The following is a 15140-nucleotide window of genomic DNA, read 5'->3' as shown; positions in this document are numbered from 1 at the left end:
ACCCTTGTTACGGGCGGTTATTGGTGTTACGGACTGCCTCCGCCATCGATTGAATAGGTATATCTAGATTATCCGCAACTTTGATTACTTGCTCTAGATCGTTTAATAGTTCATCATCAAAATCATGGGGATGAGCCCACAGGTGTAGTATCCCTCCGTCCCTGTTTATTACCTTTAATGCTTTTTCAGCTCCGTCTACTCGTGGATGTTTGGGAAATGATTGCAGGGCTTGATTGATCGGGTGCCGATGAGCATACGCGAAGTTTTGCGAAGCTGGGATTGTCCACATGTTCTCACTAACCTTTTGTGGCCAAACAATTGGAAATGGATCTCTCCGGATAAACGAATAGAACTTGTAATACCTTCCGAATCTCCTTTGTCTCTGGTTCTTGATTGTAGGTGAGGGAGACCTGAATACGTCGAATCCAACTTTTTCAAGAATATCTTGAAATCGAACTACATTCTGTGGGTATACAAATGACGATGGGGTTGTTCCCAATTTTTCGGATAGTTTCTTAGCTTTGACTACATCTTCTTTGAATACCTGTCTTGAAATCCTGCTGTCTGAGCAGACTATATGAGAAAATGTATGAATTCCAATATCTTGATTTTCTTTCGCATTTTGGATTTCTTCTATGAGGTCTCTTCCGAACCGCAGAGGGCTGGAGTCAGCGTTACCACCCGGATCATCCTCCCACCAGCTGGGATCTATAGGAAGTTCAGGGTGATCTCCAGAGCACGACTCTAAAAAGAGATGTCCTACAAGCGCCCAAGTCGCCGTAGCATTGTATTTGTCCAATATAGTGAGAATCCGTCTAACATTCCCTTTGACTCTTTCTTTGTCGGGATAGAGATGATCTGGCTTGTCTAAATCATGAAAACCCCACTCTAGTTCTGTATCAAAAGAAAGGACCAGTGCTCGAATTTCGCTCTCGCAGTTATTCATATTCTTCTCCCAAAACCGATCTTCTGTCCATCATCATGGATCTAACACCTTTTGCAACCCCATATAAAATATTTGAAGGGTGCATCCACATTTTTTCTATTAAATTGCGATTTCCTCTTTTGATCGCCAAGTACCCACAGACGATGTTCGCATAGGCTTGAGTGATGGGGTTAGTCATACCCTGTATGCTCCCTTCTCGATTATAAACCTCAACCAGCACATCATCAATGTTGATTATTTTATGTTCTTGTAGCCTTGTCCATAATTCATAGTCTTCCCAATGATAATCGCGATAACCCCCTGCAGAAAGGAGATGGGATTTCCGTATCATCGAGGCTGGATGAATAATTGGAGGTGAAAAGATTAGCTTCCTTCTAATGTTGTCATCCGTTACTGGCTTTTTATCAATCCACTCTGTTCCCGAGGCTGGATGTATCCGCTTGGCGTGCGAACCGACAGCCGCGATCGCTGCGTCAGATTGTAGGACTTTTACTTGCTTCTCAAATCGAGTTGGTTTAGAAATGACATCTGCATCAACTCGTGCTATAAATTCTCCTTCTGACATTTTAACTCCTTTATTACAAGAGGCAACAAATCCGCCACCGTGTAGGACTTGAACTTGCTCGCCGGCTATCTCTTTGCAATACTCTAACGTCCCATCTGTTGATCCACCGTCCACTATTATGAGCTCTATATAGTCATACGATTGGGACAAGATTGAATCGATACATCTCTCTATGTAATCACGGTCGTTCAGAACAGGCAACACTACAGAAACCAATGGTTTACTCGATCTCATTATTAGTCTCTTATATTCTGGTATATATCTTCCATTTTCGAGATCATGCCTGACTTTGTGAATTTGTTTTCTACTCTTTTTCTAGCGTTCTTCCCATATTCACATCTCAAATCATCATCCTGGATCAGTGTATTGACTGCAGTTTCGATCTCGTGTGGCTCCTTTGGTTGGACCGTTAGCCCTGTCTTCCCATCCAAGCTTACCCAGGGAACGCCAGTAGGCAACTTGGTATTCACTACCGGTGTTTCGCGAGCCATGGCTTCAAGCTGCACAATACCGAATGCCTCGCTTCTCTCGACAGATGGGAGGACAAATACATCCGCAACTTCGTACATCTCATTCAATTTTTTCCTATTAACGTGCCCTAAAAACGTAATCTTATTTTCTAAACCGTATCTTTGTGCCTGCTGTTGAAGGTCATCTTCTAAAGGACCGGTTCCGATAATATAGAGCTGTCCCTCGATCCCTTCCATCGCTTTGATAAGGTACTCTACCCCCTTATAGTAAACTAGTCTTCCTACAAATAGAATTATAGGTTCTGAATTGCCAACCCCCCCACTGCTGCAAATACTATTCCTTTCACGATTGATTCTTTGTAGATCTACTGAAAGTGGGACAACCTCAACTTTTGAGTCATATTTCTCTAGTACGCGAGAGTTTTCTGACATCTGTGGAGATGTGGTCAATATTTTATCGCATTTGTTGAGGAACCGTTCCAGAATTGGCCTATACATAGCATAGCTTTTTTCCTGTTTCACTATGTCGCTATGATATGTTGCTAATATTTTTGAGTGTTCCGTAAATGATAGGTGACTGGACGCTACTGCCGGGGGATTGGGCAGGTGGTAGTGGGTCACGTCAAAACTTCTATTTAAAGAGTGAAGTCTGATCGGAAGCGTGGGTGAGATCGGCACGGATAAAACCTCACCTAAACTAGTCACTCTGTGTATAGTTATATCATTAATGTTTTCAGTAGTTCCAATTTTTCCTTTAGCCGAACATAGGATCTCTGATTTGACATCAGAGCCAATTCCTTCTGCAATCATTTGTGCTACTTTTTCGATTCCACCTGTAGTTGGTGGGTAATATTTTGGCACCTGTAGTACGCTGACAGTCATCTGTTTTTCTCTATGGCTTTTTTATATTCTGGAAGGAGAGAATTGGTCACGATTCTACTGTAGCGGAACTCATCTACTGAAGACCGAGCTGTATTAGCTAATCGTTTTCGTTTACTATTTGACTCGAATATTTCTCTCATGCCATCTGAGAATGCTTGCACGTCCGGTTTTGTTACGATTGCATTCACATCATCTGTAACAAATCTCCTGTTCCCTGGAGTGTCTGTAGCAACAACTGGGAGGCCAGTAGCAAGGTATTCTACAGTTTTCAATGGTGGTTGATCCCGATATTGCTTCTTGTCCGGAATATACGACAATCCACAGTCAAGTACCTTGTAATAGTTAGGGACATCACTAAACGGGACAGCTCCAGTAAATAGAACGGAGTCGGATATCCCTAATTCATTTGCCAAGGTTTTCAGATTGTCTCTCCCGTTACCTTCTCCAACTATTAGAAGCTTACACTTCTTGCCGCACTCGGATTTTTTGAAAGCCTTGATCATTTCCTCAAGGTTCCGAGATTCATGAAGATGACCAATATATCCAAATAGGAATGTGTCTTCGTTTATATTAAGTAAATCTCTGAGCTGTGGGTTCTGACCGGGGGAAAATCTATCGAATGAGACACCTAAGGGGACAATCCCTATGTGATCACTGTCCCGACCCCAGATCCGGTCCCTTACGTTTTCATCGACAACGATAGTCCGATCTACCATTCTATGTTGTATCTTGATACCAAAGCGTGTCACAGCATCAAATAAACTATTTCCAATCCCTGTCGCACGAACATCAGCTATTACGGGGGGAGAGTCTTTCCAAGAGACTGCATCAAGAATTAGACCAGTATTTGGAAATGCGCGCATGTGAATAACGTCTATTTCATTGTCGTTATCAACAGTCTTGAGCTCGTTTATCGCTTCTAGCGCATATTTGGACCTGTACAAGATCTTGCTACTCTCCTTGGTATCTATCCTATAGATGTCGGCTCCATACTCAGTATCTCGATAGTCCTGGTCATTAGCTTTAATTGCCATCACTGAAACACGATGGCCCCTTTCGCAAAGCTTCCGTACATATTCATTTGTCGCTGTACCCAGGTTCAGAGGGAATGGATGATGTGATACAAACCCGATGTGCATTATGTTCTTGTTTCGAATTTGCTCTAAAGAGGTTTGTCAATCGAATCCGTCGACAGTGATAGATGCGAATACGCGATAGCGATTACCACCCAGGGAAGGTAGTCTTTCCCTCCCGGATAGCCTACTGCAATAATAAGGCAACCAACCAATGCGGCGAATATTCCAGCACCAAGTGGGCTAATCGATTTTTCCAGTATTTTCCCAGTGTATCCACGCAGGATCCCAACTAATACAATTAAGAATAATAGGAACCCAATTGTGCCGTTGTATGCTAGCAATTGGAGATAAAGATTATGTAGGGTTGTACCGGTTTGATACCCTACTTTACCTAGTCCAGAGCCAAAGATTGGATTTTCCCTAGTAAGATCGATGGCGATCATGTATTGATGTATCCTATTGAATATTGTAGATCTCTGTATACGTGTAAATGTTTTCACTATATGGGGGGTTGCAGAAAGTAGTGAGAATACCACTACTGAAAGTGTGGATATAAATACGGTTTTTCTCGCAGTTATCCAAAATCGAACTGTAGAATAGGTAGCAACCGAAGCAAACATTCCTAACCAAACCGCTCTCGATTGAAGTACAAATGTAATTCCAACCATGATAATTGCAGATCCGATAAGACAATTCTTTCTTTTTAACAAATAGCCGCTCTTCAGCGAAGAGAGTGCAAGCGACAATCCAGTCACGGACCAGATACCGTAAGAGGCAAAGACGGTAAATATAGCAACAGCGCGGTGCTGAACTGGGAATTCATATCCTGCAATTGCTCTATTCGGAACAAGACGAGAGCCTGGGAATTGAATTATACCCAAACCTTGAATAATATTAAATATATTTAAAACAACAGCTGATATAACTAAAATACGCATCACTAAAATCATATCGCGCCTCGAATTTATAGATTTGAATATGTGTAAAACAAGTATAGATGTTGTAAATCCCTTAATCACAAATTGGATAGTTCGTGGTCGAAAGTCCGGGGATGAGTCTGGAATAGTGAGAATTCGGAGTATTGCCATAAGAAGGATACAGGATACTATGACGAGGTTTCTCCGTGACATAGCCAATCCACCACGGTAGAGGGCCTCCACGAACAGGGTCAATCCCATCGCTATGATAAAGATATCCGTAAGAGAGAATACCCAAATGACGCTAAATTGATCTAATGGATAGATCGCCACGAATAGACACATCAAATAAAATTGGAACAACTTGAAACGATCTCTGGCAGGGTTCATCGCTGTACTGGATATAGCTAATAGTAAATCAGTTTCTTCCGAGTATATTATTCTTTGGACCCAGTGGCCGATGTTTCTAACATCTAAATCGTGAAACTAGACGTGGGGATAGAGGTAAATTCAGACATTAGTTCAGTCAACGGGACGCAATCTCACGTTTTTCAGCTCGCCTACGAAGAAATGATTCAAGTCTGACGTAGCTCCAAACGTCAGTGGCACATCTGTGCTTATCGGGCCGCCAAAGCTACCAGAATCCACAATCGAATTATCAACGGATAAGCGGCAGGTATTCCCATCCCAGGTCATACGTAAAGTATGCCAGTTACCATCGGTAATATCTGGTCCTGACATTACTGATACCGAGCTATCACCATCTCCCAACGCGCCGAGCACTCGTCCCCGGTTTAAGCAGATCTGGTATCCCTCTGTTTTGCCAAATGAACTTGAATTAGCCTTTGAAATGAGTCGAGCGAAAGGCGTGCCTTCCATGTAGTCCGTGTCTGGATCCGTTCGTACTTGGACAGACAAATCGAACCCACCTTGACCAGATATCACATCGTGATGGGGGATATGCGCGTAGTTTTCACTCGTGGATCTAAAGACCTGATCTTGGTTAGAACTAATCCATTCACCCTTCACCACCAAACCATGGTTCCCCCCTTTATTATCAAATATGTAGTTACCATGTCCCTCATCAAGTCGCCAATATGCAGGCATGGTCCTTTCATTGGCCACTAACCCCGCCCTCACTTCATCGTCAGTAACCGTAATATTACTATCTCCTGCTGCGTATTCGCCAGAATAAGGAACACGTGCAGCACACCAACCGTTCTCTGCGGAGTTAGCTGATACTCTGTGACGATGGGTTTCACCATTCACTGTAATTTCTGTATACATATCTATTTCGTCAGAATTTGTCTGAGTTGCGACAATTGCCCCCCGAACTAAGGTGTATACTTTTCTGGACGGATCTGCCCATATCGCTCGGTAATGCCCAGAACCATCACCCCAGCCAGTACTAAGATCAACTCCAATCCCCTCAGATAGACCATTCACAGACTTGTTTGAAATAGTTATAAAACCAGTTCCACCACGTAACCTTTCATACCAACTCGCACCATCTGTAGCTGAGGAAAATTCTGAATACCTACTTTTTGCAAACCTGTAGTCACTAGACTCACCATTCACAAACCAATTGTACACCCGATTGCGCCCCCACTCACTGAACACGTAGTTTTCAGGATACTCCCACCCACGCTCTTCCGAATAATCGCGCATAAATTTCGCAGCCTCGTACATCGAGTCATCGATAGTCAACTGCGAGTGCCGAATCGGCGTCAATAGCCCGCCGAGACTCCCGACCCCAAGCCCGAGGGCGCCAAGCTGGAGCGCCTCCCGGCGGTCGGGTTGAGCCAGTTCATCAACAGAACTGGAGTCGTCCCTACCGTCACCGACGACACTGGGCCCATTAGTCGGCCCGTCGACGAACGGCACCGGCACCGACGCCAAGTCGACCCATGCCGCCAGATGGACGAACGCTAGCCCACCAAACAAAGCTGTGAACAGCGCCAACTGGCCCGCGAACCGAACCTGAATCGCGGACAGCAATAGGAAGTACCAGCCGTATACGCCGACCAACAACCACTCCGGCGCATGGCGGCGATAGCTCGTCCAGAGGGCCCACCCCATATGCCCCAGCGCCAGAAAGAGTCCCAACCCGAAGAGAAATATTGGACCAACGATCGTTCCCAGATCTCCTGAGACGATCGAAGTCGTCTCCGCGATCCCCTCAGTTGTTAGCAGAAAGTTCACACCGCGCTCCAGTTCCGTCTTGAATGCCGGCACCAGCGATCGCAAGGCGAGGATGCCGAGGACCGACCCAGCGACAGCGACGCCCGCAACCCCCCTCGAAGATACACGAGTACGCCGCGCACCCTCACTCAATATGAGCAGGCCAGCGATCCCGACCGACAACAAGACGGGTGCGACGATGACCGCCATGGAATGCCAGCCGAGCAAAACGTGTGCGAGAACAGCAACAAGCGTCCCCAGCGAAACGCCGGCTAGCAGCGGCCCCCCGGACTGCAGCGTCGACTCTCCAGCACGCAACGCTGATGTCACCAGTCCCACCGCGAACAGTCCAAGCGGTAGCAACAATAGCGGCCCGGCGTCCCATGCGAGCACCTGCCCGGTGACCCCAACCGCGAGTGCACCGACCCAGGCCCACGTCCGGCGTTCCCGAATATCTCGACCGACTACCGAAACGACGGCTAGCGCGGTCAACACTAGCCACGGGTAGTCGAAAGCGTGGTGATCCGCGAATCCTAGTCCCGTCCGGAAGGCGTGGGCGGGCGTCACCGCTAGCAACACGACCGCCACAATCCCGACCCGCTTGTCGTCGGTCAACCGGACCGCGAGAGCGTAGACCAGCAGCGCCGTCACGACCGCCGAGACGACCGGGAACCACGCGAGCACGCCACCGACCGCGGACTCGCCGCCAAGTAGTGCCGAAACCCACCACAGCGTCGTGACCATTAGCGGTTCCCCGTGGGACACACCTGCCGGCAGCGCCGACAGTACGGACAGGTCGAAGGGGTTCGAACTCACCGCGAGCAGTTCGTGAACGAGATAGCGATAGGCGTACGGGTCGTTGCCCGAGAGGACGACGTCATCGCCGCGGAACACTGACCGAAACGGAAGCACGCGAAAGAGAACGACCAGCGCCAGTGCCGCAACGACGCCAGCGACTTCCAGCCGGTCGAAGTCGAACGAGGGCAGCGATACGGCTGCCTCCGAGTCCGTCGCCGGCTCGGTTACGTCGTCGCCGTCGAGCGCCCGCCGCACCGCATCACTGTCGGCAAGCGCGTACTCGTCGTCGACCTCTTCGACGACCCCGCGGGAAACCAGCTCGCCGAACACCCCCGAATCGAGGGGTACGTCATCGAACGTCCAGGTGTCGGTGTCTTCGTCGACGGCGACGACCTCCCGCAACGGCGCTTCCAGATCCGGTTTGTCCGAGAGGAGATCGTCAGTCGCCGCCCGCACGTCAGTCATGTAGGCTACCTATCGACGGACAGGCATAAAGTACGCCCTTCTCCGTCTGCAGCACACGATGGAATCGGGTGGTGGTCGCCTCACCGAATCGTCACCGACCGAGTCAGCTACCAATTCCTTCTTCCAGTTACTCTGCCACCTATAACCCCCTGAGATTTCACCAGCGAGGCGAACACCCTTGCGTAAATCTTCGGGCATGCGGGCAAAGCTGTATTTGATCCACGCTACTAGCAGATAGCCCGTTGGATACTCTTCTGTGTCGATTCGCGGGATAAGTGCTGTGTAGCCCGAAAGTATGCACCTTCATCGGTCCGTCTTTTCACTCACATCGCCTTATCAAGGCGTGCTTGTCTCAACCGCTTCTCGTACTGTCCCGTAACCTGAGCTTACGTACCTATTCGCGAAACTAACTGTATCTGGGGTTTATTTGTCGACTCAGTTTACAGTCCTCTCGTCAAGCACGGCGAGTTCTCTCGTCACACCCTCAGAAAATGACTTTCAATCCCACTCCATCTCGAGTTTCGAGCGAACGCAACCGAACTGACTACCGGAGGCGACGATGAACGACGCCATTCCGATCGGACTCGTCATCCTTGTGGTCTGTAGCGTCTTCGCGCCGACAGTCGCGGCGACCGATACCACACAGACCGACTCAGTACAGGACCGACCATTCGTCGAAGGCCCGACAGAACACGTATCGGCACAACCGACAGCCGACCGGCAGTCCACAGTAGCCTCACTACAGGAGGTAGACGAAGTTCCGTACGACGAGATCAGTGATCAACTCCGCGCGCTTGCGAGCGTAACGCCCGAGGCGGACGTCTCTGTCAACGAGACCCTGAACGAGAGCCAGCGAGAAGCGGCGAGAGCCGGCGCACAGGCGGGCGCAGAACTCGTTCAGGAGCAGGGCGTCGACGTTACACAGACACAGATCAACGCGACGATCAACAGTTCGATGCACGCGGCCGCGCAGTTTCAGAACGCCTCGGCCGGGCAGATCCAGGCCGCTACCAAAGGCGCAGCACACGGCGCGCTCGTTCAGTCCCAGCAGGTCAACATCACGCAGACACAGGCGGGCGTGTACGCGAGCGTCGCGGGCGCGCTCTCGCAATCCCAGTCGGCGAGCGTCACGCAGGTACAGGCGGCCGCATACGGCGCGGCGCACGGTTCGGTCGCCCAGTCCCAGCGCGCGAACGTCACGCAGATCCAGTTCGCCGCGGTCGGTGCGGCGGCCGGCGCTGCACACGCGAACGCTCCGGAGGCCGACTCGCCCACCACAGTCCAGACGCAGCAGGTGAACGTCACGCAAGTGCAGGAAGCAGCGCAGGGCGCCGCCTACGGCGCGCTCGAACAGCGCCAGCGCGTGAACGTCACGCAGCGACAGGCGGCGGCGTTCGGCGCCGCGGGCGGTGCGGTCGAGAGCGAGAGCGGCGCGAATCCGAAGAAGACTCAGGAGTCCGCGATGGGCGCTGCGCAGGGGGCGCTCGTCCAGGTCCAGCAGGTGACGATCACGCAGATCCAGGCGGCAGCGCGCGGCGCCTGTAAGGGCGCGCTGGTCCAGAGCCAGAACGCGACCGTCACGCAGATCCAGCAGTCGTCGATGGGCGCCGCGGAAGGTGCGCTCTCCCAGTCTCAGAGCGCGACGGTCGTCCAGATCCAGGCCGCCGCGCTCGGGGCCGCTCGCGGGACGATCACGCAGGTCCAGTCGGTGACGGTCGTGCAGGTACAGCAGGCGGCGTTCGGTGCGGCCGCGGGTGCAGTCGGGTCAGCAGTTCAGCATCAGGTGACGAACGTCCGGCAGATCCAGGCGGCGGCCTCCGGCGCGGCCGCGGGGACCGTGATCCAGATCCAGCAGATCAACGTCGTCCAGATACAGGTCATCGTCGACAGCGCGGCCAGGGGTGCGCTCTCGCAGTCCCAGGGTGCGTCGGTCGTCCAGATACAGTCGGCGGCCCGCGGCGCGAGCGAGGGGTCGCTCGCACTCATACAGAGTCAGGAGGTCAGCATCGAACAGATCCAGACCTCGACCCAGCGCGCGGCCGCGACCACCGTCCAGACGGCGGTGGAGATCAACGTCACCCAGGAAGTGACCATCTACAACTACGCGAAGGGCGTCGCCGAGGATCCGGAAGCTGAGGAGGACGACGGCGACGGAGGGGACGCGGACGAACAGGACGAACTGCGGAGCCTGTTCGCTTCGGTCGACGACAAGACGGTCTTCCTCGCGAACCCCAACGACGTCGCGGTCACTGTGACGGTGACCAGCGATGGCGACGACCTCCGGACTGTCACGCTCGCGGCGGGCGAGTCGACGACGCTCGACCTCGACCCGGGGACGTACACGCTCACGGCGGAGACCGAGGACGGCCGCGACGTGGAACTCGCGGGCCGAGCGGAACTCACCGTCTCCGTCGGAGACGAACTACAGAGCCTCTCCGCGACCGTCGGCAATCAGACGCTCACCGTCGAGAACCCGAACGACCAGCGCGTCGTTGTGACGGCGGAGAGCGACGAGGGCGAGCGAGTCAGCTTCGAGGTGCCCCGCGACTGGACGGTTGACCAGCGACTCGATCCGGGGACGTACACGCTCACTTCCGAGACGACCGAGGGGCGGTCCGTTCAGATCAACGGCCAGTCCGCGGCCGAAGTGACGGTCGAAGCTCCGGCGCCTGCGCCCGAACCAGAGCAGCCCGGGGCGATCGACCTCAACGTGAGCGTCGACGGCCAGACGCTCACGCTGGAGAACCCGAGTAACGCGAGCGTCACGGTCACCGCGTCCGGCGACGGGATCGACGACCGGACGCTCGAGGTCGCGGCCGGGGAAACCGTCACCGAGGCGTTCGAACCGGGAACGTACACCCTGACCGGCGAGAGCGACGAGCGTGACGTCCTAATCGACGGTGACTCCACCTACGAGTTCACCGTCGAGGAGGAACCGCCGCTCGACCTCGCCGTGACCGTCGACGGTCAGAACGTCTCGATTTCGAACCCGAGCGAGACGAGCGTCATCGTGACGGCGTCCGCCCAGGATACCGACAACCGCACGATCGAGGTCGCGGCCGGCGCGACCGTCACCGAGCAGTTCCAGCCGGGCGAGTACACGCTGACCGGTGAGAGCGCGGATCGCGACGTGCTCGTCGAAGGGGAATCCGCGTACACGCTCACTATCAACGAGAGCGCCGAGACCGAAGCTATCGATCTCGCCGTCTCCGTCGAGAACCAGACCGTCTCGATCACGAATCCGAGTGGCGTCTCCCTGACCGTCACTGTGTCCGCCGATGGGGATCTGGTTAGACCGATTAGCGTTCCCGCGAACGAAACCACCCGTGAACTGCTCGACCCGGGGAATTACACACTGACCAGCGAGGGAACGGAGCAGGAGATCCTGCTGAACGGCGAGACGAGCCTGAATATCACCGTCGAATCGGCTCACGACCGACAGATCGACAGCTGTCAGAACATCACCGCGCCCGGTCGCTACGACCTGACCGCGAATATCCCGGCGACGGACGACGGGTCTTGTCTCCGGATCCAGTCTGATGACGTAGTGATCGACGGGAACGGCTTCGCGATCGAGGGCGACGGCCCGGTTTCGGACGCGGGGTCAGGATCCGACGCCACCGCTGGAATCCTCATCGACGGCGCGGACATCGACGTGTTCGAAGCTCCCTTCGACAACGTCACCATCCGAAACGTGGAGGCGACCGGCTGGAACGCGGGCGTCCGGTCAGACGTTGTCGGGCTCAGCGGCGTCTCGAACGTCAGTATCGTCGACTCCGCCTTCCGGAACAACGACGACGGCGTCGTGTTGCAGGGGCGGACCGGGACGCTTCGAAACGTGACGCTGACCGGCAACGAAGACGGCCTCCGCGGGTACGAGGCCGGGTCCGTTACGGTCGAGAACGCCACCATCGAGGGCAACGATCTGGGCGTGAGCGCCGCGGACGGGGCGAACATCACACTCGACCACTCGACCGTCCGGAACAACGCCGAGGACGGCGTCTTCACCAGTTACAGCGGTATCGCGACGATCGTAAACAGCACCGTCGCGGGGAACGGTGACGCCGGTGTCGAAACCGAGATGAGCGGCGTTATCTTGCTCTCCGACGCGACCGTCTCGAACAACGGCGGCGCGGGCGTCCACGCCGTCGGTGCGGTAAGGCTGGCGGAAAACGTCACCATCGCCGACAACGGCGGCGCGGGCGTCCAGATCGACGCTGGAACCAGTTCGAACTTCGAAAACGTCACTGTCGCCGACAACGGCGCCGAGGGCCTGCTGCTCAACGCGGACGCAACGCTCGACAACGTCACTGTCACCGACAATGCCGGCCTCGCACTCGACGCGACCAGGGGGAGCGTTACTGCCACCGCGCTCCGGCTCGGTGACTCGCTGAACACTACCTTCACCGAGCGATCGGTCGCGCTCGACGACGTCGAGCAGGCGGCGCTCCCGGAGCTTCCCGAGGAAGCCACTGCTCTCGGACCCGGACTGAACGCGAGCAGTGTCGACGGCGACCTCGAAGCTCGATTCGAGATCGATTCCGCCGAGACCGAGGAGGGCGACACGACCGACGAATCTGAGGAAGTCGTCCAGCTCTGGCGCTACGACGGGACCGAGTGGACGCCTGCCGTGAACGAGACGGAGACCGTCGACGGCGTGGTCACGGAGACCATCAGCGAGGACGGGATCTACGCGCTGGTCAGCGCCCCGGTCGAAGCCGACCTCGCCGTGAACGCGACCGTCGGCGACCGCGTCGTCTGGGCGGAGAACCCGACCGACCAACCGCTCACCGCGACCGTCGCGAACGAGTCCGGCGCCGTCCGAACGGTCGACCTCGTCGCGGGCGCGAACGAGTCGATCACCGGTCTCGATCCCGGCGCGTACACGCTGACCGCCGCGACCGACGCGAACGAGTCGGTACCCGTCAACGGCGTGACGGAGTGGACGTTCGAACTCCCACCGGACCTCGATTCGATCGCGCTGACCGTCGACGACAACGTCACCGCGACGAATCCCAACAACGAGTCGGTCGAGTTGACCGTTGCAAACGAGTCGGGCGTCGTGACGACGCTCCCAGTGGCGGCCGATTCGACGGCGCAGATCGACGGAACGACACTCGAAACAGGAACCTACACCGCCTCTGCGGAGACCGCCGACGGCCGAAGCGTCCCCGTCGACGGCGAGTGGAACCTGACGTTCGCGTTCGAGCGCCCCGAGACGACCGGGGACACGACGACCACCGCGCCGACGGACACCGAGACGGCGACCGCATCGCCGACCCAGACACCAACCGTGTCTCCGACCGAGACGACGGTCGGTCCGGAGACGGAAACGGCAACAGACACCGCTACTGAGACGGCTACCGACACCGCGACGGAAACCGAGACGGCGACCACGTCACCTACCGAGACGCCGACTGCATCGCCCACCGAGACCTCCACCGCGTCCCCGACTGAAACCCCGACGGCGACGCCGACGGTGGAACCGACTCCGTCGCCGACGGAGACGCCCACGGCGACACCGACCGCGACGGCGACTGGAGCGGGGACGGACACAGTAACGGATACTGCGCCGGACGCACAGCCGTCGACCGACACGGTGGCCGAACTGGCGGAAGCGAGAGCGACGCTCGACGCAGCGGTGTCGCAACTCGGGACACTCTTCACCACTCTCGGCTGACGGAACGACCGATCCCTTCGGCTCGCGGTGGACCCACTCCATCGCGCTACAGAGCACCGTCGCGAGCACGGTCACTCGAAGTCCTTCTCGAACGTTCGCGCGACGCGTTCGATGGTGGTGCCGTCACTGGTTTCTAGAGGCGACACCGACCGTCTCGGTGCATTCCTCAGCTGAAGTGTTTCAAATTGTGAATGTAGTGCGGGTCACCTTGCCGACGTTTCATCCAACCATGGTATTAAATCATGTCGTTTCGATGAAAGAGTGGAATGGTACCAGATACCGACCCACACGGATCTGACGAGCGGCGAACGGGCACACGGGAACGGACGGCGACGCGACGGGGCGTCCTCCGGGCGACCGGCGCGGGGGTAGCGGGGGCCGCCCTCGGCGGGTTCGCGGGGACTGCGGCGGCCGAAGGGGAGACGCCGCCGCCGCGGTTGCACACCGACGGTAGATGGGTCCGGGATGCCGACGGCGAGGTGATCCGGCTGCACGGCCTCGCGACGGCGTCGATGGGGTTCTACGAGGTCGAGGGGACCCACCCGAAGACGCCCACGGAAGTCGTCGACTGGGCGAGCGACCCCGCTCGGGGCTGGTACCCCAATGTCGTCCGGCTCCCGGTCACCCAGTGGGACGTTGATCAGCTGGGCGTCGACGCGCTGGTCGAGGACGTGCTCCGGCCGGTCGTCGACCTGCTGGGCGAGCGAGGGACCTACGCGATGATCGACTATCACCTCGTCCACCCCTACACCGAGGCGGCCGCCGAGGACGCCGACTACGACACGAACCCGGACGAGATCGTCCGGAACTTCTGGGGCGGCGTCGCACCGGCGTTCGCCGACGACGAGCACGTCCTCTACGAGCTGTTCAACGAGCCGACGTACCCGATCTTCTGGAGCGACAACGGCGAGAGCGTCGAGAGCCCGGAAGACGAGTGGTTGTTGTGGCGTGAGACCGCCCAGCCGTGGGTGGACATGGTCCGGGAGGAAGCGCCCGACACCCCGATCGTCATCGGCTCCCCGAGCTGGACCTCGCGGACGAACTTCGCCCCGGAGTACCCCTTCGAGGGCGAGAACCTGGTCTACGCGGCGCACATCTACCCGGACAACGGCACGCCCGAGGAGTTCGACGACACCTACGGCGCGCCCGCCGAGGACGTC

8 protein-coding genes are annotated in these 15140 nt (G+C 55.7%); 2 read left to right on the top strand and 6 right to left on the bottom strand.

Going from position 1 to position 15140, the window contains the following annotated elements; genetic code table 11:
• Nucleotides 1–7: 7 nt before the first annotated feature.
• The 6 genes from AB2U09_RS02710 to AB2U09_RS02685 all read right to left on the bottom strand — a co-directional run bounded on the left by AB2U09_RS02710 (nucleotide 8) and on the right by AB2U09_RS02685 (nucleotide 8300).
• Complete coding sequence (locus AB2U09_RS02710) at nucleotides 8–946, bottom strand: polysaccharide deacetylase family protein (protein ID WP_459191151.1); 939 nt, start codon at nucleotides 944–946, stop codon at nucleotides 8–10.
• A complete protein-coding gene (locus tag AB2U09_RS02705) occupies nucleotides 939–1745 on the bottom strand; it encodes a glycosyltransferase family 2 protein (RefSeq protein ID WP_459191150.1) in 807 nt (268 codons plus the stop codon). The genes AB2U09_RS02710 and AB2U09_RS02705 overlap by 8 nt, the downstream gene beginning before the upstream one ends.
• Before the next feature lie 2 nt (nucleotides 1746–1747).
• Complete coding sequence (locus AB2U09_RS02700; RefSeq protein ID WP_459191149.1) at nucleotides 1748–2863, bottom strand: glycosyltransferase; 1116 nt, start codon at nucleotides 2861–2863, stop codon at nucleotides 1748–1750.
• Complete coding sequence (locus tag AB2U09_RS02695; protein WP_459191148.1) at nucleotides 2860–4002, bottom strand: glycosyltransferase family 4 protein; 1143 nt, start codon at nucleotides 4000–4002, stop codon at nucleotides 2860–2862. Before AB2U09_RS02695 ends, AB2U09_RS02700 begins: the two co-directional genes overlap by 4 nt.
• Nucleotides 4003–4025: 23 nt before the next feature.
• Complete coding sequence (locus AB2U09_RS02690; protein WP_459191147.1) at nucleotides 4026–4889, bottom strand: O-antigen ligase family protein; 864 nt, start codon at nucleotides 4887–4889, stop codon at nucleotides 4026–4028.
• 489 nt (nucleotides 4890–5378) lie between these two features.
• Nucleotides 5379–8300: a LamG-like jellyroll fold domain-containing protein gene (locus tag AB2U09_RS02685; protein WP_459191146.1), complete on the bottom strand. Its 2922-nt coding sequence runs from the start codon at nucleotides 8298–8300 to the stop codon at nucleotides 5379–5381.
• A 559-nt stretch (nucleotides 8301–8859) separates the two neighbouring features.
• Here AB2U09_RS02685 and AB2U09_RS02680 point away from each other — a divergent pair.
• The gene (locus tag AB2U09_RS02680; RefSeq protein WP_459191145.1) at nucleotides 8860–13980 is read left to right on the top strand and encodes a right-handed parallel beta-helix repeat-containing protein; all 5121 of its coding nucleotides are present in this window, start codon (nucleotides 8860–8862) and stop codon (nucleotides 13978–13980) included.
• Nucleotides 13981–14246: 266 nt separating this feature from the next.
• A partial coding sequence (locus AB2U09_RS02675) for a glycoside hydrolase family 5 protein (RefSeq protein ID WP_459191144.1) occupies nucleotides 14247–15140 on the top strand: 894 nt, incomplete at its 3' end.

The sequence above is a fragment of the Halosimplex yunnanense genome (assembly GCF_054504345.1).
This window is presented reverse-complemented; position numbering and strand designations above follow the sequence as displayed.

Coding starts and splice junctions, on each gene's coding strand:
- AB2U09_RS02695 (WP_459191148.1), bottom strand. CDS start 4,002: ATGCACATCGGGTTTGTATCACATCATCCATTCCCTCTGAACCTGGGT.
- AB2U09_RS02705 (WP_459191150.1), bottom strand. CDS start 1,745: ATGAGATCGAGTAAACCATTGGTTTCTGTAGTGTTGCCTGTTCTGAAC.
- AB2U09_RS02680 (WP_459191145.1), top strand. CDS start 8,860: ATGAACGACGCCATTCCGATCGGACTCGTCATCCTTGTGGTCTGTAGC.
- AB2U09_RS02700 (WP_459191149.1), bottom strand. CDS start 2,863: ATGACTGTCAGCGTACTACAGGTGCCAAAATATTACCCACCAACTACA.
- AB2U09_RS02690 (WP_459191147.1), bottom strand. CDS start 4,889: ATGATTTTAGTGATGCGTATTTTAGTTATATCAGCTGTTGTTTTAAAT.
- AB2U09_RS02685 (WP_459191146.1), bottom strand. CDS start 8,300: ATGACTGACGTGCGGGCGGCGACTGACGATCTCCTCTCGGACAAACCG.
- AB2U09_RS02710 (WP_459191151.1), bottom strand. CDS start 946: ATGAATAACTGCGAGAGCGAAATTCGAGCACTGGTCCTTTCTTTTGAT.